Source organism: Streptomyces sp. NRRL B-1347 (genome assembly GCF_000720325.1).
Lineage (GTDB): Bacteria > Actinomycetota > Actinomycetes > Streptomycetales > Streptomycetaceae > Streptomyces.
Map to the genome: position 1 here is coordinate 32,986 of NZ_JOJM01000040.1, position 26,585 is coordinate 59,570.

Sequence of the window (26,585 nt, forward strand, 5' to 3'; positions counted from 1 at the left end):
CCGCGTGCCCGCACCGCCTCCGGGCCGGTGCGGGTGCGCGCGTCAGGCCGCCGGCTCGGCCCCGGGCCCGCGGAACGTACGCCGGTAGGCGTTCGGCGTCGTCCCGAGCACGCGGACGAACTGATGGCGCAGCGCGGCCGCGTTCGCGAAGCCGGAGCGCCACGCGATCGCGTCCACGGTCTGGTCCGTGGCCTCCAGCAACTCCTGGGCGCGCAGCAGGCGTTGGCGCAGCAGCCAGCGGTAGGGGGTGGTGCCGGTCTCCTGCTGGAAGCGGCGGGCGAAGGTGCGCGGCGACATGTGGGCGCGGGCGGCGAGCTGGTCCACGGTCAGCTCCTGGTCGAGGTGGCGCTCCATCCACGCCAGGACCTCGCCGACGGTGTCGCAGCGGGTGCGCGGCAGCGGGCGCTCGATGTACTGGGCCTGGCCGCCGTCGCGGTGCGGCGGCACGACCATCCGGCGGGCGATGGCGTTGGCGACCTCCGCGCCGTTCTCCCTGCGGACCAGGTGCAGCGCCGCGTCGATGCCCGCTGCGGTGCCCGCGGAGGTGATCACCGGGTCCTCGTCGACGTACAGCACGTCCGGCTCGACGACGGCGCGCGGGTAGCGGCGGACCAGCTCCTCGGCGTGGCGCCAGTGCACCGCGCAGCGCCGCCCGTCCAGGAGACCGGCCGCCGCGAGCACGAAGGCGCCGGTGCAGACGCTGAGCACCCGGGTGCCGCGGTCGGCGGCGCGGCGCAGCGCGTCGAGCAGCACGGGCGGGAAGTCCCGCGTCACATAGGAGTCGCCCGCCGGGACGGTGATGAGGTCGGCCTCTTCGAGCCGGTCGAGGCCGTACGGCGTGGAGATGGTGAAGCCGGCGTGGGTGGAGAGCGTCGGGCCCTCGGCCGAGACGAGCGCGAAGTCGTACACCGGAAGACCCTCGTCGCTGCGGTCGAGTCCGAACACCTCGGACACCACGCCGAGTTCGAAGGGATGCACGCCGTCCAGCGCGACGGCGGCCACGTTCCTCAACATGGGGACAGTGTGCCCTGCCGCTGGCAGGAAATCGAGGCTGTGCGACAGTCCTGCCACTCACGCCGAAGGACGGCCGGCGCGAGAGTGGTCGTCATGAACGCACACGACGCACTCGACACGCTGGCCGTCCTCGGAGTCTTCCTGCTCATGGCCCTGCCGTCACTGATCGGCCACGCCCACGACCGCCGGATCGACCGGCAGCTGCGGGAGGCCGAGCACGGGCCCGGACCGCAGGATCAGAACTCGTCGTCGAAGGAGACCGAGCCCTCCACGGCGACCTGGTACGCGGACGGGCGCCGCTCGAAGAAGTTGGTCAGCTCCTGAACGCCCTGCAGCTCCATGAACGAGAACGGGTTCTCGGAGCCGTACACCGGGGCGAAGCCGAGGCGCGCCAGGCGCTGGTCGGCGACGCACTCCAGGTACTCGCGCATCGACTCGGTGTTCATGCCGGGCAGGCCCTCACCGCACAGGTCGCGCGCGAACTGCAGCTCGGCGTCGACCGCCTCCTTCAGCATGTCCGTGACCTGCTGCTGCAGCGCGTCGTCGAAGAGCTCGGGCTCCTCCTTGCGGACGGTGTCCACGACCTCGAAGGCGAAGGACATGTGCATCGTCTCGTCGCGGAACACCCAGTTGGTGCCGGTCGCGAGGCCGTGCAGCAGACCGCGGCTGCGCAGCCAGTAGACGTAGGCGAAGGCGCCGTAGAAGAACAGGCCCTCGATGCACGCCGCGAAGCAGATCAGGTTCAGCAGGAAGCGGCGCCGGTCGGCCTGGGACTCCAGGCGGTCCAGCTTCTCCACCGAGTCCATCCACTTGAAGCAGAACTCGGCCTTCTCGCGGATGGAGGGGATGTTCTCCACGGCCGCGAAGGCGGCGGCGCGGTCCTCCGGGTCCGGCAGGTAGGTGTCGAGCAGCGTCAGATAGAACTGGACGTGCACGGCCTCCTCGAACAGCTGACGGCTCAGGTAGAGCCGTGCCTCGGGGGAGTTGATGTGCTTGTACAGCGTGAGCACGAGGTTGTTCGCCACGATCGAGTCGCCGGTCGCGAAGAACGCGACCAGGCGGCCGATCAGGTGCTGCTCCTCGGGCGTGAGCTTGGCCAGGTCGGCCACGTCCGAGTGGAGGTCGACCTCCTCCACGGTCCAGGTGTTCTTGATCGCGTCGCGGTAGCGCTCGTAGAAGTCCGGGTAGCGCATCGGGCGGAGCGTCAGCTCGAAGCCCGGGTCGAGCAGGTTCTTCTCGCCCGTCGTCGTGGTGGTGTGCAGTTCCGACTGGGACATTACTGGCAGGCCTCGCAGGACTCGGGGTTTTCCAGGGAGCAGGCGATCGCCTCGGGGTCGGTCACCTGCTGGGGGACGGGGGCGGCCGCGGCGGCGGAGCCACCGGCGGCGCGGGCGATGCGCGTCGCGGGGCGCGAGCGCAGGTAGTACGTGGTCTTGAGGCCCTGCTGCCAGGCGTAGGCGTACATCGAGGAGAGCTTGCCGATGGTCGGCGTCTCCAGGAACAGGTTCAGGGACTGCGACTGGTCGAGGTACGGGGTGCGCGCCGCGGCCATGTCGATCAGGCCGCGCTGCGGGATCTCCCAGGCCGTGCGGTACAGGTTCCGCACGTCCGCGGGCACCCAGGTGAAGCCCTGCACCGAGCCGTTGGACTCGCGCAGCGCCTCACGGGTCTGCGCGTCCCAGACGCCGAGCTTCTTGAGGTCCTGCACCAGGTAGGAGTTCACCTGGAGGAACTCGCCGGACAGGGTCTCGCGCTTGAAGAGGTTGGAGACCTGCGGTTCGATGCACTCGTAGACGCCCGCGATGGACGCGATGGTGGCGGTCGGGGCGATGGCCAGGAGCAGCGAGTTGCGCATGCCGACCTTGCCGATGCGCTCCCGCAGCGCCTCCCAGCGCTCGGGCCAGGCGCGCTCGGCCGCGGTGTGCTCGTAGTGGTCGGGGTGCAGGACGCCGCGCGCGGTGCGGGTCTTCTCCCAGGCGGGCAGCGGGCCGTGGCGCTCGGCGAGGTCCGCGGAGGCCTCGTAGGCGGCGAGCATGATCCGCTCGGCGATCTTCGTGGACAGCGCCTTGGCCTCGGGGGAGTCGAAGGGCAGCCGCAGCTGGAAGAAGACGTCCTGCAGACCCATGGCGCCGAGGCCCACCGGGCGCCACTTGGCGTTGGAGCGCCCGGCCTGCTCGGTCGGGTAGAAGTTGATGTCCACGACGCGGTCGAGGAACGTCACGGCGGTGCGGACGGTGGCGTCGAGGCGCTCCCAGTCGATGTCCCCGTCGGCCACGAAGGCGCCGAGGTTCACCGAGCCGAGGTTGCACACGGCCGTCTCGCCGTCGTCGGTGACTTCGAGGATCTCCGTGCACAGGTTGGAGGAGTGCACGGTGTGGCCGGGCTCGGCGGTCTGGTTGGCCGTGCGGTTGGAGGCGTCCTTGAAGGTCATCCAGCCGTTGCCGGTCTGCGCCAGGGTGCGCATCATGCGGCCGTACAGGTCACGGGCGGGCATGGTCTTGCGGGCCAGGCCCTTGGCCTCCGCCGCGCGGTAGGCCGCGTCGAACTCGTCGCCCCACAGGTCGACGAGCTCGGGCACGTCGGCGGGCGAGAACAGCGACCACTCCTGGTCGGCGGCGACCCGGCGCATGAACTCGTCCGGGATCCAGTGCGCCAGGTTCAGGTTGTGGGTGCGCCGGGCGTCCTCGCCCGTGTTGTCGCGCAGCTCCAGGAACTCCTCGATGTCGGAGTGCCAGGTCTCCAGGTAGACGGCGGCGGCGCCCTTGCGGCGGCCGCCCTGGTTCACGGCGGCGACGGAGGCGTCCAGCGTCTTCAGGAACGGCACGATGCCGTTGGAGTGGCCGTTCGTGCCGCGGATCAGCGAACCGCGCGAGCGGATGCGGGAGTACGAGAGGCCGATGCCGCCGGCGTGCTTCGACAGGCGCGCCACCTGGTGGTAGCGGTCGTAGATCGAGTCCAGCTCGTCGAGCGGCGAGTCGAGCAGGTAGCAGCTCGACATCTGCGGGTGCCGGGTGCCGGAATTGAAGAGCGTCGGCGAGGACGGCAGGTAGTCCAGACGGCTCATCAGGCGGTACAGGGCGGCGACCTCGTCGAGCGCGCGCTCGGATTCGTCCTCGGCGAGACCGGTGGCCACGCGCAGCATGAAGTGCTGCGGCGTCTCGATGACCTTGCGGGTGATCGGGTGGCGCAGCAGGTAGCGGCTGTGCAGCGTGCGCAGGCCGAAGTAGCCGAAGCGGCGGTCGGCGCCGTCGGCGAGCGCGGCCTCCACGAGCCCGTCCAGACGGGCGCCGTGCAGCTCCGTGAACGCGGCGGTGCGGTCGGCGATCAGGCCCTCGCGGTGGCCGACCGCGACGGATCCGGAGAACGACGTGACGCCCTGCGACGCGGCCTCCTCGCGGATGCCGATGGACAGGAGCCGGGCGGCGAGCAGGGAGTACGCGGGGTCCTCGGAGATGAGCCCGGCGGCCGCCTCGGTGGCGAGCTCCCGCAACTCGGCCTCGTCGGCCTTCGCCGAGCGGCCGCGCAGGGCAGCCGCGGCGACGCGACCGGGGTCGGCGTCGGGGAGGTCGGCGGTGAGGTCGGTCAGGGTGCGCAGCAGGGCGGTTCCGGGGCCGTCGGCGGACGACGCGGACTGCTCGGCGTGCTGCTGACCGGCTTCGGCCTGCGCTGACGCGGGCTCGGCGGGCGCGATGGTCACGTGGTGCTCTCCCTCGCTCGGCTCTGGGCTTCGAGGGGGGGCGAGGGCACACGGGAGCGACCGCGGGCAGCGGTACGCACGCCGTCCACCAGCCCATTCCACGAGGCCCGGACGTCTGCGCCCGGACCGGGCGGCACGGGCGTGCTGTCGGCAGGTCCTCGGACTTGCGGGTACGCAAATGCGCACACGTACACCGTTGCGGGACAGTTCCGGACTTGCACCGGATTCCCCTGCGACGACAGCGAGGACGAGCATACATCTTGTGCTGGGTTTCGGTGGCACCCCTAGATGTTGTGTCGGAGGTGACCGGTTCCTCACGGGGTGTGGTCGCTCGTGTGCCCGTCAGAGCGTCAACTCGTAGGAGAGAAGGGTCAGACCGGGGACCGGTTCCCAGTCCCGGCGCGGGGCGCGGACGAAGCCGAGCCGCTCGTAGAGCCGCTGTGCCGCGCGCATCGTCGGCTGCGTGGACAGGACGACCGCGGCGCGCTCCGCGGCCCTGGCCCGCTCGACGCAGGCGCGCACCAGGGCCTCGCCCGCACCCCGTCCGCGCGCCGCGCGCGCGACGGCGAGCATCCGGACCTCCGCCTCGTCCGCGCGCGCGATGTCCGTCATGGGCCCGGCCGAGGGCACGAACGTCACGCCCCCGAGCAGTTGCTCGCCCGCCACCGCGACGAGCACCTCGGCCGCGTCGGCCCGCCCCGCGACGTCGCGCAGGTGGTCCCGGTAGCCGCCGTCCTCGGCGCCGAACGCCAGGAACCCGTCGCGCAGATACGCCTCGACGGTGAGGTCGCCGAGAGCCGCGTACTCGGCGGGCCGGGCCCGCCTGATGACTATGTCCATGCGCGGCAGTGTGCCCGAGAGCCCCCGCGCCGGCCGGTCAGCCGCTCGCGCCCGGCGGGTCCTGCGGGGCGCCGTCCCCGTCCGGGGGAAGGTCGCCGCGGTCCGGAGGAAGGCCCGTCCCGCCGCCGTCCGCGGCCGGGCCTCCGGGGTCGGCGGGCTCGGGCAGGGTGGCGTCCAGCTCGCGGTCGTCGGCGGGGTGGGCGTCCTCGGCGGCGGCGCGCAGCACGGCGCGGTCCACCGCGCCGCGGTCGGCGGCGAGCTGGACGCGCAGCCCGTTCTCCGAGCGGACGTACTCGTGCCGGGAGCCCGTGACGCGGTACCAGCCCTTGCCGTCCTTCTCGCAGCTCTCGGCGGCGGGCGGGACCGTGCGGCAGTTCTTGTCGGTGACGGTGCCCCGGTCGACGGAGAGGGTCAGCTGCGCGCCGCCCTTGTCCCGCACGTACGTGGACTGGAAGCCGTAGTCACCGATCACGCCCACCGACTGCCGGGCGAGTTCGAAGCCGTCGGCCTGCGTCACGTACACGTGCTCCACGACGGTCTGCGCCGCCTCGGCGCGCGCCTTGAGCTCGGAGCGGTCCGGCGGCGCCGCGCTGTCGAGGCTGTCCGAGCCGCAGCCGGTGAGGGCGAGCGGGGCGAGGAGCAGAGCTGGGAGGAGGCGGCGGGAACGTCTCATGCGTACATCCTTTCGCATGCGCCCGCCGCCGGCCCGTGCCCCGGCCCCGTCCGTGCGTACCGCCCTGGTTCAGTGGCCCGCCCCCACCTTGGGCAGTTCGGTGGCCACGCCCTTGTCGCCGGCGTCCGCCGTGTAGTCCTCGGGGGAGGTCTCGTCGACGCCCTCGGGGGCCTTGAGCGCCTTCAGGACGAAGGTGAGGACGACCGTCACGACCACGTTCAGGACGAACGCCGTCAGGCCGATGTAGCCGATCTCGCCGATGCCGGGGATCTCCTTGGAGGAGCCGCCGAAGTGCGCTTGCGTCGGCGAGGCGACGCCGTACGCGGCCACCGTCCCGTAGACCATGCCGACCGCCCAGCCGGCGAGCAGCGCCCACCGGTGGAACCACCGGGTGAACAGGCCGCCGACGAGCGCGGGCATGGTCTGCAGGATCCAGATGCCGCCCAGCAGCTGGAAGTTGATGGCGACCGTCTTGTCCATGGTGAGCACGAAGGCGAGGGCGCCCACCTTCACCAGGAGTGAGACCAGCTTGGAGACCTTGGTCTCCTGCTCGGGCGTCGCGTCGGGCTTCAGGAAGTCCTTGTAGATGTTGCGCGTGAAGAGGTTCGCGGCCGCGATGGACATGATGGCGGCGGGCACGAGCGCGCCGATGCCGATCGCCGCGAACGCGACGCCGGTGAACCAGTCGGGGAACATGTCCTCGAACAGCTGCGGAATCGCCAGCTGTCCGTTCTCGACCTTCACCCCGGCCGCGATCGCCATGAAGCCGAGCAGCGCGAGCAGGCCCAGCATCAGCGAGTACAGCGGCAGGATCGTGGTGTTGCGGCGGATCACGTCACGGCTGCGCGAGGACAGCGTCGCGGTGATCGAGTGGGGGTACATGAACAGGGCGAGCGCCGAGCCGAGGGCCAGGGTCGCGTACGTCCAGGTGCCCGCGTCGCCGGGCACGAGCGCGCCGACGGGCTTGCCGGTCGCCTCGTTCGTCGCCGAGAACTTCTCGTTCGCCGCCTGGAAGATCTCGTCGAACCCGCCCAGCTTGATGGGGATGTAGATGATGGCCACCGCGATCACGATGTAGATCAGGGTGTCCTTCACGAACGCGATCAGGGCCGGGGCCCTGAGGCCCGAGGAGTAGGTGTACGCGGCGAGCACGCCGAAGGCGATGAGCAGCGGCAGGTCCTTGACGAACCAGTTGGTGTCCTCGCCGCCGCCGACGCCCATCACGTCGAGCACGGCCTGGATGCCGACGAGTTGGAGCGCGATGTACGGCATCGTGGCGAGGATGCCGGTGACGGCCACCGCGAGCGAGAGCCCCTTGGAGCCGAAGCGCCCGCGCACGAAGTCGGAGGTGGTGACGTAGCCGTGCTTGTGCGACACCGACCACAGGCGCGGCAGGAAGGTGAAGATCAGCGGATAGACGAGGATGGTGTACGGCACCGCGAAGAACCCGGCGGCGCCCGCCGCGTAGATCGCCGCGGGCACGGCCACGAAGGTGTACGCCGTGTAGAGGTCGCCGCCGAGCAGGAACCAGGTCACCCAGGTGCCGAACGACCGGCCGCCGAGGCCCCATTCGTCGAGGCTCTGCTCGTTCTCGGCCCGGCGCCAGCGGGAGGCCAGGAAGCCCATGACCGTCACCGCGAGGAAGAAGAAGATGAAGACGGCGAGTGCGACGCCGTTCACGCCGTCGTTCATGACCGCGCACCCCCCTGGGCGCGGGCGGCCGCGCGGCCGCGCTGGTCACGCTGCCACAGCTGGTAGGCGATCATCGTGAGCGCGGTCGAGATCAGCACCCACAGCATCTGGTACCAGTAGAAGAACGGGATGCCGATGAAGGCCGGGTCGGCCTTCGCGTAGGAGCTCACCCAGAGCATGGCCACGAAGGGCGCCACGAGACAGAGGGCGATGACCACACGGACCGGCGTGACCACCGGCTGTCTCACTTCAGGCGCAACCGGCACTTCAGGCACATCTGGCATACCGCGGCTCCGTTCGCTCACTTATCCCGTGTTTAACGTGCGGGAAATCTAAGCGACGGTCTCGGGCTACGGAACCCCTGTCCGTATAACGGACGAGCCACAGAAGGGCCGAAAGGGCTCCTCAGCAGCAGCGGAACCCCTGCCGCGGGTCCGACTCCTGGCGGTCCGTCCGCATACGCTCGAACGCCCGCCGGGTCGGCACGGCCGCGGCCGGATGCTCCTTGCGGACGTGCGCCACGTACCGCTCGTACGCGGACTCGTCCGTCAACTCCCGTACGTACCAACGGACGGCGCGCAGCGCGCGGCGCAGCGGCCCGGTCACGACGAGCCCGCCTCGGCGCGCTCGTAGGCCGCGAGTTCCGCCTTCTCCTCCTTCGTGGCGACGAGCCCGGCGGGCGCGACGGTCCTCGACTCCACGAACGGCGTCTCGCTCAGGCGCGAGGACAGCGGGTCGCGGACGTGCCGGACGCAGACGCGGGCCGCGTCCAGGAGCACGATCACGACGAGGATCGCGAGGGCCGCCGAAAGCACCCCGTCCACCGTGGAGTTGGTGACCACGGTGTGCATGTCGTCCATGGTCTTGGCGGGCGGCAGGACCTTGCCGTCGTCGATGGCGTCCTGGTAGACGGAGCGCTGCTTGAAGAAGCCCACGCGCGGGTCGCTGGAGAACACCTTCTGCCAGCTCGCCGTGAGCGTCACCGTCGCGTCCCAGACCAGCGGAACCCCGGTGATCCAGGCCCACTTGAGCCGTCCGGACTTCACCAGGAGCGTGGTGCACACGGCGAGGGCGACGGCGGCGAGCAGCTGGTTGGCGATGCCGAAGATCGGGAAGAGCTGGTTGATGCCGCCGAGCGGCTCGTGCACGCCGACCCAGAGGAAGTAGCCCCACAGGCCGGTCACGGCCGCGCTGGTCAGCACCAGGCCCGGCTTCCAACTCACGTTCTTGAAGGGCTTGTAGACGTTGCCCAGCATGTCCTGGAGCATGAACCGGCCCACGCGCGTGCCCGCGTCGAGCGCGGTGAGGATGAACAGCGCCTCAAACATGATCGCGAAGTGGTACCAGAAGGCCCGCAGCGAGTCCCCGGTGACCTTGGAGAAGATCTCCGAGACGCCGATCGCGAGGGTGGGGGCGCCGCCCGTGCGCGAGAGCAGCGAGCTCTCCTCGACGTCCGCGGCGGCCCGCGCCAGGTCCTCGGGGGAGATGGTGTACCCGAAGTTCGCGACCGCCCGTGACGCCTCCTGGACGGTGTCGCCGACCACGCCCGCGGGCGCGTTCATCGCGAAGTACAGGCCCGGGTCGATGATGCTCGCCGCGATCAGGGCCATCACCGCCACGGACGACTCCATCAGCATGGAGCCGTAGCCGATCATCCGGACCTGGGTCTCCTTCTGGATCATCTTCGGCGTCGTACCGGAGGAGATCAGGGCGTGGAAGCCGGAGAGCGCGCCGCACGCGATCGTGATGAACACGAACGGGAAGAGCGAGCCCGCGAAGACCGGTCCGTCGCCGCGCGAGGCGAAGTCGGTGACCGGGTCCATCCTGAGCGTCGGCAGGGTGACGACCACGCCGAGCGCGAGCAGCACGATCGTGCCGATCTTCATGAACGTGGACAGGTAGTCGCGCGGCGCGAGCAGCATCCACACCGGCAGGATCGACGCGATGAAGCCGTACGCCACCAGCCAGATGACCAGCGTCGACGGCGCGAGCGTGAAGGCCTCCGCCCACGAGGACTCCGCCACCCAGCGGCCCGCGACCAGGGCGAGCAGCAGCAGTGCGATGCCGATGAGCGAGACCTCGCTGACCCGGCCGGGGCGCAGGACGCGCAGGTAGAAGCCCATGAACAGGGCGATCGGGATCGTCATCGCGATGGAGAAGGTGCCCCAGGGCGACTCGGCGAGGGCGTTCACGATCACCAGGGCGAGCACCCCGAGCAGGATGATCATGATGGCGAAGGTGGCGAGCAGGGCGGCGGCGCCGCCGAACGGGCCGATCTCGTCCCGCGCCATCTGGCCGAGCGACTTGCCGTCGCGGCGGGTGGAGAAGAACAGGACCACCATGTCCTGCACGGCCCCCGCGAAGATCACTCCCGCGATGATCCAGATGGTGCCGGGCAAGTACCCCATCTGGGCGGCGAGCACCGGTCCGACGAGGGGTCCGGCGCCCGCGATCGCCGCGAAGTGGTGGCCGAGCAGGACGCGCCGGTCGGTCGGGTGGTAGTCGATGCCGTTGTCGAGCCGCTCGGCGGGCGTGGCCCTGCGCTTGTCGACGCGCAGGACCTTGTACGCGATGAACTTCGCGTAGAAGCGGTAGGCGATGGCGTACGAGCCGAGGGCGGCGGCCACCATCCAGGCGGCGGACACCTCCTCGTCCCGGGAGAGCGCGAGCACGGTCCAGCCCGCGGCGCCGACCAGCGCGACGAGGCTCCAGAGGGCGATGGTCTTGGGGGTGGCTGTGCGCACGGGCCGTCCTCCCGGTCGCGTGTCTGCGGTGACGGGAGGACGGTAGGGCAGGAAAGTGATCCGCGCTACGGGGCGGGCAGGGTGAAACGCGGTGCCGCCGCGGCCCGGGGGGCTTGGGCGGCCTCGGTCCTGGGGCTTGGCCCCGCGGTCTCAGCCCCGCGGCCGCGTGAACGTCCCCGCCCCGCGGCCGCTTGGGCGGTCTCAGTCCTGGGGTCGCTTGAGCCGGGCCACGAACTTGTAGCGGTCGCCCCGGTACACCGAGCGCACCCACTCCACCGGCTGCCCGCCGCCGTCCACGGAGTGCCGCGACAGCATCAGCATCGGCAGGCCCACGTCGGTGCCGAGCAGGCCCGCCTCGCGCGGGGTCGCCAGGGAGGTCTCGATGGTCTCCTCGGCCTCGGCGAGGTGCACGTCGTAGACCTCGGCGAGGGCCGTGTACAGGGACGTGTACTTCACGAGCGAGCGTCTGAGCGCCGGGAAGCGCTTGGCGGACAGGTGCGTGGTCTCGATGGCCATCGGCTCGCCGCTGGCGAGCCGCAGCCGCTCGATGCGCAGGACGCGCCCCCCGGCGGCGATGTCCAGGAGGCCGGCCAGGGTGTCGTCGGCGGTGATGTACCCGATGTCCAGGAGCTGGGAGGTCGGCTCCAGGCCCTGGGCCTTCATGTCCTCGGTGTACGAGGTGAGTTGGAGCGCCTGCGACACCTTCGGCTTGGCCACGAACGTGCCCTTGCCCTGGATGCGCTCCAGGCGGCCCTCGACGACCAGCTCCTGCAGGGCCTGGCGCACCGTCGTGCGCGAGGTGTCGAACTCGGCGGCGAGGGTGCGCTCGGGCGGCACCGGGGTGCCCGGCGGCAGGGTCTCGGTCATGTCCAGCAAGTGCCGCTTCAGGCGGTAGTACTTGGGCACGCGGGCCGGGCGCACGGACTTGGCGGGGCCGGAGCCGTCGCCCGTCGTGAGGGTGGGGGCGGCCGCGCTCGCGGATGCCGTCGCCGAGGTGCCCACCTCTGCCCGGGTACTGCCCGCCTCTGTGCCCATGCTCCGCCTTTCCCGCTCCTGTGCTGCTCTCACCGGCTCCTGTGCTGCTGCCGTCACCGGCTCCTCCGTCTGTCGCGGCTCACATCGTGGCACGGTCCGGCCCAGGGGGGTCACCCCTGTTCGAGCGAAGCCGTCGGGGGAGAGCCGTGCCGCTCAGGTGTCGGTCCGATAACGGAGCCGACTGCCCTTCTTATACACCCTTGACACCCCAAAAGGTCTAGGCCAAGCTCCCCCGTACTGGTCTACACCATTAAAGACCAGGTCCAGTCCCACGGGCAGTCTTTCGGTCCTCTTGGTCGCTGCGGGTGGGGGGTTGGCTGGCATCCAAAGGAGGATGACGTGAAGCGGAAGCTCATCGCGGCGATCGGTGTCGCGGGCATGTTGGTCTCGATCGCGGCCTGCGGTGGCGACGACGGCGACAAGAAGAAGTCCGGGGCGGACGGCTTCAAGGGTGAGACGCTGACGCTCTGGGCCATGGACGGCTCGACGCCGGACGGCTGGACCAAGGACGTCAAGACGGCCTTCGAGAAGAAGACGGGCGCCAAGCTCAAGCTCGAGGTCCAGGACTGGAACGGCATCCAGCCGAAGCTGACCGCCGCCCTCTCCGAGGAGAACCCGCCGGACGTCTTCGAGATCGGCAACACCCAGACGGCCGCGTACGCCAAGTCCGGCGGCCTCGCCGACCTGAGCGACCTCAAGGAGTCGATCGGCTCCGACTGGACCGACTCGATCAACAAGTCCACGGTCGTCGACGGCAAGCAGTACGCCGCCCCGTGGTTCGTCCTGAACCGCGTCGTGCTCTACAACAAGAAGGTCTGGGCCGACGCGGGCATCAAGAAGACGCCCAAGACCCGCGACGAGTTCTACGCCGACCTGAAGAAGATCGGCGACAAGACCGACGCGGAGCCGATCTACCTGCCCGGCCAGAACTGGTACCACTTCGTGGGCCTCGTCATCGGACAGGGCGGCGAGCTGGTCAAGAAGGACGGCGACAAGTACGTCTCCAACCTGGACGACCCGAAGGTCGCCAAGGCCGCCGAGACGTACAAGAAGTTCCAGGCCCTGTCGAAGGCGCCGAAGAACAAGGACGAGGCCACCCCGCAGCAGGCCGAGGTCTTCGCCAAGGGCAAGACCGGCGCCTTCATCGGCATGAGCTGGGAGGCCGCCACGGCCATCAAGGCCAACAAGAAGATCGAGAAGGACATCGGCTACTTCACGATCCCGGGCGACGCGGCCGACAAGCCCGAGGGCGTCTTCCTCGGCGGCTCCAACCTCGCCGTCGCCGCGACCAGCAAGAAGCAGGAGCTCGCCAAGGAGTTCCTGAAGATCGCGATGTCCGACAAGTTCGAGGGCCAGCTCGCCAAGGAAGGCGGCGTGATCCCGAACAAGCAGGCCCTGGAGTCCAACCTCAAGGGCAACCCGGCCGCCGAGGCCATGGCTCCGGCCGCCGCCGGCGGTGGCATCACCCCGCTGATCCCGGAGTGGGCCGCCGTCGAGAACGAGCCCAACCCGATCAAGAGCTACCTGACCGCGGTCATGAACGGCGAATCGCCCGCCGACGCCGCCAAGAAGGTCGAGGGCGAGTTCAACAAGCGCCTGTCGCAGAAGCAGTAAGGAAGCGCCCCGCCGGGGGCGGTGACAACAGGCAGGGTCGTGCCCGCGGCCCGCGGCCCGCTGCCTCGCCGCCCCCGGCGCATTCCTGTGTGACGTGCCGATGAGAGAGATGGCGAGCATGACCGTACAGACCGAACGGCCGCCCTCCGGCCCGCCGGAGGTAGTGAAGTCGGGCGGCGGGCGCACCGGGGCCCCGCGCACGCCCCGCGCCAGGGCCGGGGCTCTGGCGCCGTATCTGCTGTTGCTTCCCGCACTCGTGGCCACCCTGGTGTTCCTGGGCTGGCCGCTGGTGAACAACGGGATCCTGTCGTTCCAGAACCTCAACATGAGACAGGTCATCCTGCATCTCACCGAGTGGAACGGCGTCGACAACTACAAGGAGGTCCTCAAGAGCGAGGACTTCTGGCGCGTCGTCGGGCGGTCGATCGTCTTCACCGCCATCAACGTCGTCCTCATCATGGTGCTCGGCACCCTGATCGGACTGCTGCTCGCCAAGCTCGGCAACAAGATGCGACGGCTGCTGCTCTTCGGCCTCGTCCTCGCCTGGGCCATGCCCGTCATCGGCGGCACCACCGTCTACCAGTGGCTCTTCGCCCAGCGCTACGGCGTCGTCAACTGGGTCCTCGCCAAGATCGGCTTCAGCTCCATGGCCGACTACGACTGGTTCGGCGGCCAGTACTCCACCTTCTTCGTGATCATCACGCTGATCGTGTGGATGTCGATCCCGTTCGTGGCGATCAATCTGTACGCCGCCACCACGACGATCCCCAAGGAGCTCTACGAGGCCGCGTCCCTCGACGGCGCCGGTGCCTGGAAGCAGTTCACCTCGGTGACCCTGCCGTTCCTGCGGCCCTTCCTGTACGCCACGACCTTCCTCGAGGTCATCTGGGTCTTCAAGGCCCTCGCCCAGGTCTACGCGATCAACAAGGGCGGTCCGGAGCGGCTCACCGAGATCCTGCCGGTCTACGCCTACATCGAGGGCTCGGGCAACCAGCACTACGGCATGGGCTCCGCCATCGCCATGCTGACCATCATCATCATGCTGGTGCTGACCGCGTACCACCTGCGCATCGTGCTCAAGCAAGAGGAGGACGCGTGAAGCGCTCCCTGTTCGGCCGCGTCTGGCCCAACGTCATCGCCGTCATCCTCTTCATCGGCCTCGTCTTCCCCGTCTACTGGATGTTCGCCACGGCCTTCAAGCCGACCGGCGACATCATCAGCGAAGACCCGGTCTGGATCCCGTTCGACTTCACCTTCGAGCACTTCAAGACGGCCGTCGACGCCGACCACTTCTGGCAGATGGTCATCAACTCGGTGACCGTCACCGTCCTCGCGGTCGTCTTCTCGCTCATCATCGCCCTGCTGTCGGCCTTCGCCCTCGCCCGCATGCGGTTCAAGGGCCGCCGGGGCTTCATCATCGGCTTCATGCTGGCCCAGATGGCGCCCTGGGAAGTCATGGTCATCTCGATCTACATGATCGTGCGCGACGCGGAGATGCTGAACAGCCTGGTCCCGCTGACGCTGTTCTACATGGTGATGATCCTGCCCTTCACGATCCTCACGCTGCGCGGCTTCGTCGCCGCCGTGCCCAAGGAGCTGGAGGAGTCGGCGATGGTCGACGGCTGCACCCGCATGCAGGCCTTCCGCCGCGTCATCCTGCCGCTGCTCGCCCCCGGCCTGATGTCCACCTCGCTCTTCGGCTTCATCACCGCCTGGAACGAGTTCCCGATCGCCCTCCTCGTCAACAAGGACCCGGAGTCCAAGACGCTCCCGTCCTGGCTGTCGAGCTTCCAGACCGTCTACGGCGACGACTGGGGCGCCACCATGGCGGCCTCCTCGATCTTCGCCATCCCGATCCTGCTCCTCTTCGTCTTCCTCCAGCGGCGCGCCGTCGCCGGCCTCACCGACGGTGCCGTGAAGGGATAACGCACACCCATGAGCTCTACCGCATCCGCGCCGGACGCCCTGACGCGCGACGCCCTGACCGTCCTCCAGCCCGGCTTCGGCGGCACCACCGCCCCCGACTGGCTGCTCCGCCACATCGGCGAGGGCCTGGCCGCCGTGGGCCTGTTCGGCCGCAACGTCCAGACGCCCGAGCAGGTGGCCGCGCTCACCGCCCAGCTGCGCGCCGAGCGCGAGGACCTCATCGTCGCCATCGACGAGGAGAGCGGTGACGTCACCCGCCTCGAAGTGCGCACCGGCTCGTCCTTCCCCGGCAACCACGCGCTCGGCGCGGTGGACGACACCGCGCTCACCCGCGGCGTCGCCGCCGAGCTGGGCCGCCGCCTCGCCGAGTGCGGCGTCACCTTCAACTGGGCGCCGTCCGCGGACGTCAACTCCGACCCGGACAACCCGGTCATCGGGGTGCGCTCCTTCGGCGCGGACCCGGACCTGGTGGCCCGGCACACCGCCGCCTACATCGAGGGCCTGCAGTCCTCCGGCGTCGCCGCCTGCGCCAAGCACTTCCCCGGCCACGGCGACACGGCCGTCGACTCGCACCACGCCGTGCCGCACATCGGCGTCGACGCGGACGTCCTGGGCGCCCGCGAACTCGCCCCCTTCCGGGCCGCGATCGCCGCGGGCACGCAGGCCGTCATGAGCGCCCACATCAGCGTCCCGGCCCTCGACCCGGAGTACCCGGCGACGCTCTCCCGGCGCATCCTCACCGACGTGCTCCGCGGCGAGCTCGGCTTCGACGGCCTGATCGTCACCGACGGCATCGAGATGCAGGCCATCTCCTCGACGTACGGCATCGAACGCGGCACCGTCCTCGCCGTCGCCGCCGGCTGCGACGCCATCTGCGTCGGCGGCGGCCTCCACGACGAGCTGACGGTACGCCGTCTGCGCGACGCCCTCGTGGCCGCGGTGCGCGCGGGCGAGCTGCCCGAGGAGCGGCTCGCCGACGCGGCTGCCCGGGTCAGGGCGCTCGCGCACTGGACCTCGGTGTCGGGCGCGGCCGGGCGTTCGGGGGGCGTGCCCGACACCGAGATCGGCCTGCGCGCGGCCCGCCGCGCGCTGACCGTCACCCACAGCGAGACCTACGCGGGTCCGCTGACCAGCGCCCCCTACGTCGCCGCGTTCACGCCGGTGGCCAACATCGCCGTCGGCGACGAGACCCCGTGGGGCGTCGCCGCCGAACTCGGCCGCCGGCTGCCCGGCACCGAGACCGGCTCCTTCACCGGCGCCGACGCGGGCCGCGAGGCCCTGGCCGCGGCGGGGGACCGGCGGATCGTCGCCGTCGTCCGCGACGCCCACCGCCATCCCTGGATGACGGCGGCCGTCGACCACCTGCTCGCCACCCGCCCCGACACCATCGTCGTGGAAATGGGCGTCCCGCAGGCCAAGCCCACGGGCGCCCTGCACATCGCCACCCACGGCGCGGCCCGAGTGTGCGGCACCGCAGCAGCGGAGGCCATCACGGGCGCGTAGCCACGCCCGTTTGTGCCCCCGGCCCGCACCCGGGACCAAGCGGTACGCAAACACAACGGCGCCGGGCCGCCCCACCCTGGAAGGGAGGGGCGACCCGGCGCCGAGCTGCTTACCGGGCCGGAGGCCTAGAGCCCCTGCCAGGCAGGCTTGTTGGCATACGTGTGCCGGAAGTAGTCCGACAGCTTCAGCTTGGACGCCGCGGCCTCATCCACCACGACCGTCGCATGCGGATGCAGCTGCAGCGCCGACGCGGGCACGATGGACGCCACCGGCCCCTCGACCGTGGCCGCCACGGCGTCCGCCTTGCCCTCGCCCGTCGCGAGCAGCACCAGGTGCCGCGCCTCCAGGATCGTGCCGATGCCCTGCGTGATGACGTGGTGCGGGACCTGGTCGATGTCGCCGTCGAAGAACCGCGCGTTGTCCACCCGGGTCTGCTCGGTCAGGGTCTTGATCCGCGTCCGCGAGGCCAGCGACGAGCAGGGCTCGTTGAACCCGATGTGCCCGTCCGTGCCGATCCCGAGCAGCTGGAGGTCCACCCCGCCCGCCTCGGCGAGGGCGCGGTCGTACGCCTCGCAGGCGCCCTGTACATCCTCGGCGCTGCCGTCCGGACCCATGAAGGCCGCCTCGCTCAGGCCGAGCGGCTCGACGACCTCACGCAGCACCACCGAGCGGTACGACTCCGGGTGCCCGGCCGGAAGCCCGACGTACTCGTCGAGCTGGCAGATCCGCGCCCGCGCCACGTCCACGGCACCGTCGCGGACCTTGGCGGTCAGGGCCTCGTAGATGGGCAGCGGGGTCGAGCCGGTGGCGACACCGAGCAGGGCGTCAGGCTTACGGCGCACCAGGGCGGCCATGGCCTCCGCGATGAGCTCGCCGCCTGCCTTGGCGTCCGGGACGATGACAACTTCCACGCTGGGCCTGCCGATCTGGAGAAGGGGGACGGTGTGGTATAGACCAATCTAGCAGAGCTGCCCCCCTGCGGCGCAGCCCTTCCGCACCCATGCTTCCGCCTCCCCGTCCACGACGCCCGGCGAGGCGGCCCCCCGGCCCGCTGCGCCCTCGCGCCCCCGGCCGCTGCGCCCACGAGCCCCCGCCCCGCCGCGCCTACGAGCCCCGGCGAACGGACCCCGCCCGGGCCCGGCCCGCGCAGCCCCCCGTCCCCGGCGAACAAGGAGCGCTCCGGGCCGGGAGCGAGCAGAGTGGTACGCATGACCGTGACCCCCTCCTCCCCGTACAGCGAGCAGCCGGGCCGCATCATGTCCCGGGAGATGGCCGAGCAGCCCGACGTGCTGCGGCGCATCCTCGACATCGGCGCCCCCCGGATCCGCCGGACCGCCGAAGAGGTCGCGGCGAAGCGCCCCCGCTTCGTGCTGCTCACCGCCCGCGGCACCTCCGACCACGCCGCGCTCTACGCCAAGTACCTCCTCGAAGTCCGTCTCGGCCTGCCCTGCGGGCTGACCTCCATGTCCACCACCACGGCCTACGCCGCCAAGCCCGACCTGCGGGACGTCCTGGTCATCACCGTGAGCCAGTCGGGCGGCTCGCCGGACCTGGTGGCCTCCACCCGGGCCGCCCGCGAGGCCGGTGCCGTCACCCTCGCCGTCACCAACAACCCGGACTCGCCCCTGGCCGCCGTCTCCGAGCACCACATCGACATCCTCGCGGGCCCGGAGAAGGCCCTCCCGGCGACGAAGACCTACACGGCGTCCCTGCTCGCCCTGTACCTCTTCGTCGAGGGCCTGCACGGGAGCGACGGCGCCCAGGCCGGGGCCCTGCCCGGCCTCGCCGCGGACCTCCTGGCGCGTCACGAGGAGATCCGCACCCTCGCCGCGCGCTACCGCTTCGCCGAACGCATGGTGATCACCTCGCGCGGCTACGGCTACCCCACCGCCAAGGAAGCCGCCCTGAAGCTGATGGAGACCAGCTACATCCCCGCCCTCGCCTACTCCGGCGCCGACCTCCTGCACGGCCCCCTCGCCATGGTCGACAACATCTCGCCGGTCATCGCGGTGGTCACGGACGGCAGGGGAGGGGAGGCGCTCCAGCCCGTCCTCGACCGGCTGCGCGGCCGCGGCGCCGACCTGGTGGTCATCGGCCCCAAGGCCCAGGTCGAGCAGGCGTCCGCCGGATTCGTGCTGCCGACGGAGGGCGTGGCCGAGGAGCTCCAGCCGATCCTGGAGATCATCCCCCTGCAACTCCTCGCCTACGAGGTCACGATCGCCCGCGGCCAGGACCCCGACGCGCCCAGGGCGCTGGCCAAGGTGACGGAGACCCGCTGACCCCTCAGGCCAGCGAACCCCCCGTGGCGTCGAGCCACTGGCCCGTCACCCAGCGCCCGTCCGGCGAGGCCAGGAACGCGACCACGTCGGCTATGTCTTCCACCGTGCCGACCTTGCCGAGGGCGGACAGGGCCGCCGCGCCCGCCCACGCCGCCTCGTTCCCCTCGCCGCGCAGCCAGGCGGCGTTGACGTCCGTGTCCACGACGCCCGGGGCGACCGAGTTCACCGTGATGCCCCGGGGGCCGAGGACCTTCGACAGGTTCCGCGTGAAGACGTCCAGGGCGCCCTTCGTCATCGCGTACGTCAGGATGTCCGGCATGACGGCGGCGCGGGAGACGCCGGACGAGATGTTGATGATCCGGCCGCCGTCCCGCAGGCGCTCCGCGGCGAGCTGCGTGATGAAGTACGGCGCCTTGGCGTTCACCGCGAAGAGCCGGTCGAACTCCGCCTCGTCGGTGTCCGCGAAGGGGCGTGACGTGCCGATGCCCGCGTTGTTCACCAGGATGTCGACGCCGTCCGCGTGCGCGTCGAACGCCGACCACAGCGCCTCGGCGTCCCCCGGCCTGCCGAGCTCCGCGCCGATCGCGAACGCCGAGCCGCCCGCCCGCTCGATCGCGGCCACGGTCTCCTTCGCGGCCGCCTCGTTGCTGCCGTAGTGCACGGCGATCCGGGCGCCGTCCCGGCCGAGCCGCTCGGCGATGCCCCGCCCGATGCCCCGGCTGCCGCCCGTGACGAGCGCGGTCCTCCCCGCCAGCCGCCCCGCGGCGGATCCGGCCGTGGATCCGGCCGTCAGGCCGGCTGCCCCCGGTGTCGCCTCCCCGGAAGCCGCCCCCGTCGCATTCCCCTTCAGCGCACCCATGGTCAGGCGCCCCCCTCTTTCTCTAGCGGTCGCTACACAAAGACCGTACCCGATCTCATTCCCTCTTTTCTAGTGCCCGCTATAGAATTTTTCCCATGGCGACGAAACAGCGAGGCAGACCCCGCTCCTTCGACCGCGAGACGGCCCTGGAGAAGGCCCTGCGCACGTTCTGGGAGCAGGGGTACGAGACGACGTCCGTCTCCGACCTCACCCGCGAGCTGGGCATCGGCGCGCCGAGCCTGTACGCGGCCTTCGGCGACAAGCGGACCCTGTTCGCCGAGGTCCTGCAGCGCTACGCCGTCTCGTACGGAGCCTTCGGCGCCCGCGCGATGGACGAGGAGCCGACCGTGCGCGCGGGCGTCGAGCGCATGCTGCGCGAGGCGGCCGCGGAGTACACGGACCCGTCGCATCCGCACGGCTGCCTCGTCATCCACGCCGCGGTCAACTGCGCGACGCCCGAGGTGGAGCAGACCCTCCGCGACCAGCGCAACGCGAACATCGCCTCGTTCGAGGACCGCATCAAGACCGCGGTCGCGAGCGGCGAGCTGCCCCGCGACACGGACACCGCGGCGCTCGCCCGCTATGTGGGCGCCGTCCTGCAGGGCCTGTCCCAGCAGTCGAGGGACGGCGCCACCCGCGAGGAGCTGGAGGCCGTCGCGGAGGTGTCGATGCGGGCCTGGCCCGCGTCCGACCCGGTGGGTTCCGCGCGCTGAGACGGCGTGTCCCGGCCCCTCCCGCGCGGCACGGCAACAAACATCTCCCCGTACGTAGACAGACGAGAATGGTCTAGTCCACAATGCGGGGTATAAGCTCCGCCCTCCCCGCACAGGAGAGCGGACCGAGGAACCGGCGCTCTCTGCCCTGACCGCGTCGGCTTCTCCCGAATCGGCGGCCGATACCGCACAGTCCGGCCGCCGATGCACCAAAGGGCTGCGGTGTTGGGGACGGGTTGAGGGTCCCGCCCTGGCGCCGCGGCCCGTCGGTGCGCCGACTGCCTCCGCGCGCGGGGGAGCGGACCTCGGGCCCTGCCCGGAGCGCCAGGTACGCTCGCACACGTGCCCTCCATGAACGACCTCGTACGCCAGCACACAGCCCTCGGCGACTCCGACCTCGAGTGGCTGCACCTGCTGGTCTCGGAGTGGCAGCTGCTCTCCGACCTGTCCTTCGCCGACCTCGTCCTGTGGGTCCCCACGCGCGACGGCACCCGCTATGTCTCCGTGGCGCAGATGCGGCCCAACACCGGCCCCACCTCGTACCAGGACGACATGGTCGGCCACCTCGTCCCGCGCGGCCGCCGCCCGCTCCTGGACGCCGCCCTCGACGAGGGCCGCATCGTGCGCGAGGGCGACCCGGAGTGGCGCGAGGAGGTCCCCGTCCGGGTCGAGTCCATCCCCGTGCGCAGGGAGGGCCGCGTCCTCGGCGTCATCGCCCGCAACACCAACCTCCTGACGGTGCGCACCCCGTCACGCCTGGAGCTCACCTACCTCCAGTCGGCGTCCGACCTGGCGCAGATGATCGCGGCGGGCTCCTTCCCGTTCCCCGACCAGCAGGTCGACATGGACGCGTCCCCGCGCGTGGGGGACGGCCTGATCCGCCTCGACGCGGACGGCATCGTGCAGTACGCGTCCCCCAACGCCCTGTCCGCGTACCACCGCCTCGGTCTCGCCGCCGACCTCGTGGGCCACCACCTGGGCAAGGCGACCGCCGAACTCGCCCCGTCCCGCGGGCCCGTGGACGAGGCGCTGATCAAGCTCGCCAGCGGCTGGGCGCCCCGCGAGTTCGAGATCGAGGGCGGCGACGGCGTGATCCAGCTGCGCGCCATCCCGCTCAAGCCCAAGGGCCCGCGCATCGGGTCGCTCGTGCTCCTGCGCGACGTCACCGAACTGCGCCGCCGAGAGCGCGAGTTGATCACCAAGGACGCCACCATCCGGGAGATCCACCACCGGGTGAAGAACAACCTCCAGACGGTCGCGGCCCTGCTGCGCCTCCAGGCGCGCCGCATCGACTCCGTCTCGGGCCGCGAGGCGCTCGAAGAGGCGGTCCGCCGGGTGGGTTCCATCGCCATCGTCCACGAGACGCTCTCGCAGAACCTGGACGAGCGCGTGGAGTTCGACGACATCGCCGACCGCGTCCTCGCGATGGTCGCGGAGATCTCGCCCGGCAAGGTGACGGGTCGGCGCACGGGACGCTTCGGCATCCTCGACGCCGAGGTCGCCACGCCGCTGTCGATGGTCCTCACCGAGATCCTGCAGAACGCCCTGGAGCACGGCTTCCGCGAGGGCGACACCGGCACCGTCGAGGTGTCCGCGGTGCGCGGCGGCACCTCCAAGGAGGTCCGGCTGCTGATCACCGTCCAGGACGACGGCGTCGGCCTGCCGGAAGGCTTCGATCCGCATCGCACGGGCAATCTGGGTCTGCAAATCGTCCGCACCCTCGTCGAGGGCGAGCTGGGCGGCACGTTCGACATGGTCCGCGCCCCGGAGCGCGGCACGCGCGTCGTCCTCGACATCCCGGTACGCGCCGACAAGTGACGCCCGGCGCGCACCGCCGGAGGCCCGGAGCGGACGCGCATCACCAGAAGCCACGGGCGGACGCGCACAGCAAGAAGCCCCGGACCGGGTGGGTCCGGGGCTTCTTGTTCACGTTGCGATGCGCACCGGGGGTGCTGCGCGGCTGCGGCTCGGGGGCGGGGGTTGCGTACGCGCTGTACGCGCCGCCGGGCTCAGGCTCGTGGGGGCGTGGGCGTCAGGCGCTGGCCTGGCGCGCCCGGTTGCGGGCGGCGCGGCGCTTCATCGCGCGGCGCTCGTCCTCGCTGAGGCCACCCCAGACGCCGGAGTCCTGGCCGGACTCGAGCGCCCACTGCAGGCACTGCTCAATGACAGGGCAGCGACGGCAGACGGCCTTGGCTTCCTCGATCTGCAGCAGCGCAGGACCGGTGTTGCCGATGGGGAAGAACAGCTCGGGGTCTTCCTCGCGGCAAACGGCGTTGTGACGCCAGTCCATGGCTGCTACCTCTCCTTGGGTCTTACATGCAGGGTGCTTGTGAATGTGAACGCTTTCACGAATCCCTCCGCGCGGGAAGGGCCGACTCCCAGTTGCCTGGTGTGGACCTTGTGGTGAGAGGAGGGGTTCTGGCGGTCTGTAGAGGCCGGTGTTGCGGGCCGTCCCGATCGCCACCTAGAGATTCGCAAACCTCGGCGGCGGATACAACCCCTTCCGGAAAGTTTTTTTTGATTCCTCAGTGTCGACTGGGTCACAGCCGTACTTCCATGGGGTGGATCCTGGCCTAAACGTTCGAGTGAAAGGACTTTAGGCCCTTCCACTCACACAATCACACGCAGTGCACGGCGTACGCCTGTGAACGTCACGCTCGTCCGCAGCCCCAGGTGGTCACCGTCCATCTGGAGGGGGAGAGGCGCCTTCGAATGCAAGGTGAAGTCCGTCAGGTCGTGCAGCGAGACCGCGTTCTTCCCGTGCGGACCCCGCTCGGGTGTCGAGCGCAGCAGCTGGGTGCCGTAACGGGCCACCGAAGCGGTCGAAAGGCGCTTCAGGCCGAGCACGTCGAGACCCGTGTCGAACGACGCCTTCGGAGAGGCGTACAAGGGGCGATTGCCCAGGTAGGACCAGGGAGAGGTGTTGCAGACTATGGACATCACGAGGTCCGTCACCGGCTCCTCGCCGGCCCGCTCCAGGGTGATCGCGCCGTGCCGGCGGTCGTTCTCGCCGAGGAACTGGCGTACCACCTGGCGCACGTAAAGGGCGTGCGTCGATTTCTTGCCTCGCTCCCGGTGCTGTTCGACCCGGCCGACGACCCCCGCGTCGAAGCCGAGCCCGGCCGCGAAGGTGAACCAGCGCGCCGGGACCGCCTCGTCGTCCGTCCCGGGGGTGCCCGAGACCCGGCCGAGGCTCACCGTCCGTTCGCTTCCCTCACGCAGCGCGTCCAGGATGGCGCCGGTCGCCTCCACGGCGTCGTTCGGCAGCCCCAGGGCACGCGCGAACACATTGGTGGAGCCTCCGGGGACGACGGCCAGGCGGGGCAGGGCCTCCGGAGAGGGGCCGTTGTGCAGGAGACCGTTGACGACCTCGTTGACGGTGCCGTCGCCGCCGAGGGCGACGACCAGCTCGATGTCCTCGCTCTCCGCCGCCTGGCGGCCGAGGTCGCGGGCGTGGCCGCGGTACTCCGTAGTGACCGCTTCGAGCTTCATCTCGCTCGCCAGGGCGTGGATCAGTACGTCACGCGTGCGCGCACTGGTGGTAGTAGCCGCCGGATTGACCACGAGGAGAGCACGCATGCGCAGCAGACTACCTAGCGGTCTTTACCCGGCCCAGACCGAGGTCTCGCCCGGGCCTCACCGACGGTGCCCGTGAGCGGGTGCACCGAGGTGCCGGGTCCGCGTCGCCCGCGGCTACCCTCGATGCGTGAGCACTGAGCCGAAGACCACCCCCGAAGCCCCGGAAACGGGACCGCGTCCCGGGCGCCTGACGGCCGCCGCGGCGCTCGCCGCGCTGGAGGGCCTCGCCCTCGTCGTCGGCGGTGCGTACATGCTCGTGATGGGCCTCGCAGGCGATCCCGACAACCCGCGGCAGGCCGCCACGGGCGGGGTCACACTGATCGTCCTCGCGCTGCTGCCGCTGATCGCCGCGCGCGGTCTGCTGCGGCTGCGCCGGTGGGCCCGCGGGCCCGCGATCATCACGCAGATCATGGCGCTGCCGGTGGCCTGGCAGCTGCTGCAGGCGGACAGTGCGATGATCCCGGGCGGCATCGCGCTGGCCGCGGTCGCGGTCGCCACGCTCGTCCTCCTGGTGAACCCCGCGGCGACCGAGGCGCTGGGCATCGGCGGCCCCGGGTCCGTACAGGAAGACGGCAAGTAGCCACCGGCCCGCCGAGCGGGCCGGGGTGGGAAGACCGCGGCCCCCGCGTGCGGCGCGCCCCGCGCGCGGGGACGGTCACTCCTCGACGAGGAGCTTCTCCCGCAGCTGGGCCAGTGTGCGTGCGAGCAGCCGGGAGACGTGCATCTGCGAGATGCCGACCTCCTGGGCGATCTGCGACTGCGTCATGTTGCCGAAGAAGCGAAGGAGCAGGATCCGCTTCTCTCGGGGCGGCAGGTCCTCCAGGAGCGGCTTGAGGGACTCGCGGTACTCGACGCCCTCCAGGGCCTCGTCCTCGGCCCCGAGGGTGTCCGCCACGGCCGGGGACTCGTCGTCCGTGTCCGGGACGTCCAGGGACAGCGTGGAGTACGCGTTGGCCGACTCCAGGCCCTCCAGGACCTCCTCCTCGGAGATCGACAGCTTCTCGGCCAGCTCGTGCACGGTGGGGGAGCGGCCGTGCAGCTGGGAGAGCTCGGCGGTCGCCGTCGTCAGGGCGAGCCGCAGCTCCTGCAGCCGCCGCGGGACGCGCACCGCCCAGCCCTTGTCGCGGAAGTGGCGCTTGATCTCGCCGACCACCGTCGGAGTGGCGTACGTCGAGAACTCCACGCCGCGGTCCGGGTCGAACCGGTCCACGGACTTGATCAGGCCGATCGTGGCGACCTGTGTCAGGTCGTCCAGGGGCTCGCCGCGGTTGCGGAAGCGGCGGGCCAGGTGCTCCACGAGCGGCAGGTGCATGCGGACCAGCCTGTTGCGCAGCTCCGCGTACTCCGGGCTGCCGTCCGCCAGCGCGCGCAGCTCCACGAACATCGCTCGCGCACCGCTGCGGTCCTGTGGATCGTGCCGGCCGTGCTGCTCGTGCTCGCTCATCGTCCCGCCCGTCACCAGCCGCCGCCCTTCTGGGGTCGCGCCCCCAGTGCTGGACGCCCGGGGGGACCCCCTGCGTGCGGCGCCTACTTGGTCCTTTCGCCCCCCGCCCGGACCGGACAGCCCGTCGAGCCCGTCCTCGGCGGTCGGCGCTGCCTCATCCGGCATCGCTGTCTTCTCGGCCACCGTCAGCGGACCCGACTGCTCCGGGTCCTGCGGGTGCGGCCTTGCCTGCTGCTCGGGGATGCCTCCGGGGGCAGGCCCGGGCTCCATCGGGCCGCCGCGTCCCGCGGCCGGGCGCGTGGCGCCCCTGCCGCGGCCGGGCAGGCCGTGGGTGCCGTGTTTGCCGGGTGTTCCGCGCTCTTCGTCCCGCACCGGCCCGTCCCCGTCCTTCACGCCGGCCCGGGTCCCGCGCCGCGCTTTTTGTAGAGGCTGATCGAAACGGTCTTGTCGTCGCCGACCGAGGAGTCGACCATGCCCGCGAGGGCCGACAGCACAGTCCAGGCGAAGGTGTCCCGCTCCGGAGCGCGGCCGTCGGTGGTGGGGGCCGACACGGTCACCTCCAACGAGTCGTCGACGAGCCGGAAGACGCAGCTGAGCACGGAGCCGGGCACGGCCTGCTGGAGCAGGATCGCGCAGGCCTCGTCGACCGCGATGCGGAGGTCCTCGATCTCGTCCAGGGTGAAGTCCAAGCGCGCCGCGAGGCCGGCCGTGGCCGTACGCAGCACCGACAGGTAGGCACCCGCAGCCGGAAGGCGGACCTCTACGAAGTCCTGATTCCCGGGCTCGCCTGCGATCTGGGACACCCTCACCTCCAAGGTGGTACAAGCACTTTCGGGGCTCCGGGGCCGCTCTCCGGCGGCCCGGACTGCGTCACTCGGGTAACGCACCTCGTCTTTCAGCGGTGACGCTACCGCGCTGCTCAGTTCCGTGTCCCGGGGACCCCGCCCCGTTGCTGTCACTCATAGTAAGCCTA

General features: G+C 70.9%; 25 protein-coding genes and 1 riboswitch. Of the genes, 9 read left to right on the forward strand and 16 right to left on the reverse strand.

Annotated features, from left to right (window positions below):
- Positions 1-42: 42 nt before the first annotated feature.
- Positions 43-1,014 carry a GlxA family transcriptional regulator gene (locus IG74_RS0128860; RefSeq protein WP_030683330.1) on the reverse strand — a complete coding sequence of 324 codons (972 nt, stop codon included), beginning with the start codon at positions 1,012-1,014 and terminating at the stop codon, positions 43-45.
- Positions 1,015-1,107: 93 nt separating this feature from the next.
- Here IG74_RS0128860 and IG74_RS0128865 point away from each other — a divergent pair, with 93 nt between their 5' ends.
- Positions 1,108-1,338, forward strand: coding sequence for a hypothetical protein (locus IG74_RS0128865; RefSeq protein WP_078869116.1), 231 nt, complete (start codon positions 1,108-1,110; stop codon positions 1,336-1,338).
- Here the strand turns inward: IG74_RS0128865 and IG74_RS0128870 are convergent.
- From IG74_RS0128870 to IG74_RS0128910, 9 genes are all read right to left on the reverse strand, one after another.
- Positions 1,251-2,291 (reverse strand): ribonucleotide-diphosphate reductase subunit beta, encoded by a 1,041-nt coding sequence (locus IG74_RS0128870; RefSeq protein ID WP_030683334.1) that lies wholly within the window; start codon positions 2,289-2,291, stop codon positions 1,251-1,253. The genes IG74_RS0128865 and IG74_RS0128870 overlap by 88 nt on opposite strands.
- Complete coding sequence (locus IG74_RS0128875) at positions 2,291-4,711, reverse strand: ribonucleoside-diphosphate reductase subunit alpha (protein WP_030683336.1); 2,421 nt, start codon at positions 4,709-4,711, stop codon at positions 2,291-2,293. Before IG74_RS0128875 ends, IG74_RS0128870 begins: the two co-directional genes overlap by 1 nt.
- Positions 4,712-4,842: 131 nt before the next feature.
- Positions 4,843-4,983: riboswitch (cobalamin riboswitch) on the reverse strand.
- A 70-nt stretch (positions 4,984-5,053) separates the two neighbouring features.
- Entirely contained in the window at positions 5,054-5,551 is a 498-nt protein-coding gene (locus tag IG74_RS0128880; RefSeq protein ID WP_030683337.1) for a GNAT family N-acetyltransferase, read from the reverse strand.
- A 37-nt stretch (positions 5,552-5,588) separates the two neighbouring features.
- On the reverse strand, positions 5,589-6,224 hold the full coding sequence (locus tag IG74_RS0128885; RefSeq protein WP_051855592.1) for a hypothetical protein: 636 nt from the start codon (positions 6,222-6,224) through the stop codon (positions 5,589-5,591).
- Between the two features lie 69 nt (positions 6,225-6,293).
- Positions 6,294-7,916, reverse strand: a complete 1,623-nt coding sequence (gene mctP / locus IG74_RS0128890) for a monocarboxylate uptake permease MctP (RefSeq protein WP_030683342.1) — start codon at positions 7,914-7,916, stop codon at positions 6,294-6,296.
- Positions 7,913-8,200, reverse strand: coding sequence for a DUF3311 domain-containing protein (locus tag IG74_RS0128895; RefSeq protein WP_078869111.1), 288 nt, complete (start codon positions 8,198-8,200; stop codon positions 7,913-7,915). The genes mctP and IG74_RS0128895 overlap by 4 nt, the downstream gene beginning before the upstream one ends.
- Before the next feature lie 121 nt (positions 8,201-8,321).
- Positions 8,322-8,522, reverse strand: coding sequence for a YbdD/YjiX family protein (locus IG74_RS0128900; protein ID WP_030683345.1), 201 nt, complete (start codon positions 8,520-8,522; stop codon positions 8,322-8,324).
- On the reverse strand, positions 8,519-10,660 hold the full coding sequence (locus tag IG74_RS0128905; RefSeq protein ID WP_030683348.1) for a carbon starvation CstA family protein: 2,142 nt from the start codon (positions 10,658-10,660) through the stop codon (positions 8,519-8,521). The genes IG74_RS0128900 and IG74_RS0128905 overlap by 4 nt, the downstream gene beginning before the upstream one ends.
- 201 nt (positions 10,661-10,861) lie before the next feature.
- The gene (locus IG74_RS0128910; RefSeq protein ID WP_030683351.1) at positions 10,862-11,695 is read right to left on the reverse strand and encodes a GntR family transcriptional regulator; all 834 of its coding nucleotides are present in this window, start codon (positions 11,693-11,695) and stop codon (positions 10,862-10,864) included.
- Between the two features lie 339 nt (positions 11,696-12,034).
- On the opposite strand from IG74_RS0128910, the gene IG74_RS0128915 reads away from it, so the two are divergent.
- From IG74_RS0128915 to IG74_RS0128930, 4 genes are all read left to right on the forward strand, one after another.
- Positions 12,035-13,309 carry an extracellular solute-binding protein gene (locus IG74_RS0128915; RefSeq protein ID WP_030683353.1) on the forward strand — a complete coding sequence of 425 codons (1,275 nt, stop codon included), beginning with the start codon at positions 12,035-12,037 and terminating at the stop codon, positions 13,307-13,309.
- 118 nt (positions 13,310-13,427) lie between these two features.
- Positions 13,428-14,408, forward strand: coding sequence for a carbohydrate ABC transporter permease (locus IG74_RS0128920; protein ID WP_030683355.1), 981 nt, complete (start codon positions 13,428-13,430; stop codon positions 14,406-14,408).
- Positions 14,405-15,235: a carbohydrate ABC transporter permease gene (locus IG74_RS0128925; RefSeq protein ID WP_030683356.1), complete on the forward strand. Its 831-nt coding sequence runs from the start codon at positions 14,405-14,407 to the stop codon at positions 15,233-15,235. The genes IG74_RS0128920 and IG74_RS0128925 overlap by 4 nt, the downstream gene beginning before the upstream one ends.
- A gap of 9 nt (positions 15,236-15,244) precedes the next feature.
- Positions 15,245-16,738: a glycoside hydrolase family 3 protein gene (locus tag IG74_RS0128930; protein ID WP_030683357.1), complete on the forward strand. Its 1,494-nt coding sequence runs from the start codon at positions 15,245-15,247 to the stop codon at positions 16,736-16,738.
- Positions 16,739-16,863: 125 nt separating this feature from the next.
- On the opposite strand, the gene nagB is transcribed toward IG74_RS0128930, so the two are convergent.
- Positions 16,864-17,649, reverse strand: coding sequence for a glucosamine-6-phosphate deaminase (gene nagB / locus IG74_RS0128935; protein ID WP_030683358.1), 786 nt, complete (start codon positions 17,647-17,649; stop codon positions 16,864-16,866).
- 297 nt (positions 17,650-17,946) lie between these two features.
- Here nagB and IG74_RS0128940 point away from each other — a divergent pair, with 297 nt between their 5' ends.
- Positions 17,947-19,017, forward strand: coding sequence for an SIS domain-containing protein (locus tag IG74_RS0128940; protein WP_030683360.1), 1,071 nt, complete (start codon positions 17,947-17,949; stop codon positions 19,015-19,017).
- A gap of 4 nt (positions 19,018-19,021) precedes the next feature.
- On the opposite strand, the gene IG74_RS0128945 is transcribed toward IG74_RS0128940, so the two are convergent.
- The gene (locus IG74_RS0128945) at positions 19,022-19,876 is read right to left on the reverse strand and encodes an SDR family oxidoreductase (RefSeq protein WP_078869112.1); all 855 of its coding nucleotides are present in this window, start codon (positions 19,874-19,876) and stop codon (positions 19,022-19,024) included.
- A 95-nt stretch (positions 19,877-19,971) separates the two neighbouring features.
- Here IG74_RS0128945 and IG74_RS0128950 point away from each other — a divergent pair, with 95 nt between their 5' ends.
- Both IG74_RS0128950 and IG74_RS0128955 read left to right on the forward strand, forming a co-directional pair.
- Positions 19,972-20,589, forward strand: coding sequence for a TetR/AcrR family transcriptional regulator (locus IG74_RS0128950; RefSeq protein ID WP_037826181.1), 618 nt, complete (start codon positions 19,972-19,974; stop codon positions 20,587-20,589).
- A gap of 351 nt (positions 20,590-20,940) precedes the next feature.
- Positions 20,941-22,407 (forward strand): sensor histidine kinase, encoded by a 1,467-nt coding sequence (locus IG74_RS0128955; RefSeq protein ID WP_030683367.1) that lies wholly within the window; start codon positions 20,941-20,943, stop codon positions 22,405-22,407.
- A gap of 214 nt (positions 22,408-22,621) precedes the next feature.
- Here IG74_RS0128955 and IG74_RS0128960 read toward each other — a convergent pair whose 3' ends face one another.
- Both IG74_RS0128960 and IG74_RS0128965 read right to left on the reverse strand, forming a co-directional pair.
- Entirely contained in the window at positions 22,622-22,879 is a 258-nt protein-coding gene (locus IG74_RS0128960; protein ID WP_003992873.1) for a WhiB family transcriptional regulator, read from the reverse strand.
- Positions 22,880-23,199: 320 nt separating this feature from the next.
- Positions 23,200-24,168: a diacylglycerol/lipid kinase family protein gene (locus IG74_RS0128965; protein ID WP_030683370.1), complete on the reverse strand. Its 969-nt coding sequence runs from the start codon at positions 24,166-24,168 to the stop codon at positions 23,200-23,202.
- A gap of 127 nt (positions 24,169-24,295) precedes the next feature.
- On the opposite strand from IG74_RS0128965, the gene IG74_RS0128970 reads away from it, so the two are divergent.
- Positions 24,296-24,748: a hypothetical protein gene (locus tag IG74_RS0128970; RefSeq protein WP_030683373.1), complete on the forward strand. Its 453-nt coding sequence runs from the start codon at positions 24,296-24,298 to the stop codon at positions 24,746-24,748.
- Positions 24,749-24,823: 75 nt separating this feature from the next.
- Here the strand turns inward: IG74_RS0128970 and IG74_RS0128975 are convergent, their stop codons facing one another.
- Entirely contained in the window at positions 24,824-26,005 is a 1,182-nt protein-coding gene (locus IG74_RS0128975) for an RNA polymerase sigma factor SigF (RefSeq protein WP_078869113.1), read from the reverse strand.
- Positions 26,002-26,415, reverse strand: coding sequence for an anti-sigma regulatory factor (locus IG74_RS0128980; protein WP_030683379.1), 414 nt, complete (start codon positions 26,413-26,415; stop codon positions 26,002-26,004). Before IG74_RS0128980 ends, IG74_RS0128975 begins: the two co-directional genes overlap by 4 nt.
- Between the last annotated feature and the right edge of the window lie 170 nt (positions 26,416-26,585).

Coding starts and splice junctions, on each gene's coding strand:
- IG74_RS0128860 (WP_030683330.1), bottom strand. CDS start 1,014: ATGTTGAGGAACGTGGCCGCCGTCGCGCTGGACGGCGTGCATCCCTTC.
- IG74_RS0128865 (WP_078869116.1), top strand. CDS start 1,108: ATGAACGCACACGACGCACTCGACACGCTGGCCGTCCTCGGAGTCTTC.
- IG74_RS0128870 (WP_030683334.1), bottom strand. CDS start 2,291: ATGTCCCAGTCGGAACTGCACACCACCACGACGACGGGCGAGAAGAAC.
- IG74_RS0128880 (WP_030683337.1), bottom strand. CDS start 5,551: ATGGACATAGTCATCAGGCGGGCCCGGCCCGCCGAGTACGCGGCTCTC.
- IG74_RS0128885 (WP_051855592.1), bottom strand. CDS start 6,224: ATGAGACGTTCCCGCCGCCTCCTCCCAGCTCTGCTCCTCGCCCCGCTC.
- mctP (WP_030683342.1), bottom strand. CDS start 7,916: ATGAACGACGGCGTGAACGGCGTCGCACTCGCCGTCTTCATCTTCTTC.
- IG74_RS0128895 (WP_078869111.1), bottom strand. CDS start 8,200: ATGCCAGATGTGCCTGAAGTGCCGGTTGCGCCTGAAGTGAGACAGCCG.
- IG74_RS0128910 (WP_030683351.1), bottom strand. CDS start 11,695: ATGGGCACAGAGGCGGGCAGTACCCGGGCAGAGGTGGGCACCTCGGCG.
- IG74_RS0128920 (WP_030683355.1), top strand. CDS start 13,428: ATGACCGTACAGACCGAACGGCCGCCCTCCGGCCCGCCGGAGGTAGTG.
- IG74_RS0128930 (WP_030683357.1), top strand. CDS start 15,245: ATGAGCTCTACCGCATCCGCGCCGGACGCCCTGACGCGCGACGCCCTG.
- IG74_RS0128940 (WP_030683360.1), top strand. CDS start 17,947: ATGACCGTGACCCCCTCCTCCCCGTACAGCGAGCAGCCGGGCCGCATC.
- IG74_RS0128945 (WP_078869112.1), bottom strand. CDS start 19,876: ATGGGTGCGCTGAAGGGGAATGCGACGGGGGCGGCTTCCGGGGAGGCG.
- IG74_RS0128950 (WP_037826181.1), top strand. CDS start 19,972: ATGGCGACGAAACAGCGAGGCAGACCCCGCTCCTTCGACCGCGAGACG.
- IG74_RS0128955 (WP_030683367.1), top strand. CDS start 20,941: ATGAACGACCTCGTACGCCAGCACACAGCCCTCGGCGACTCCGACCTC.
- IG74_RS0128960 (WP_003992873.1), bottom strand. CDS start 22,879: ATGGACTGGCGTCACAACGCCGTTTGCCGCGAGGAAGACCCCGAGCTG.
- IG74_RS0128965 (WP_030683370.1), bottom strand. CDS start 24,168: ATGCGTGCTCTCCTCGTGGTCAATCCGGCGGCTACTACCACCAGTGCG.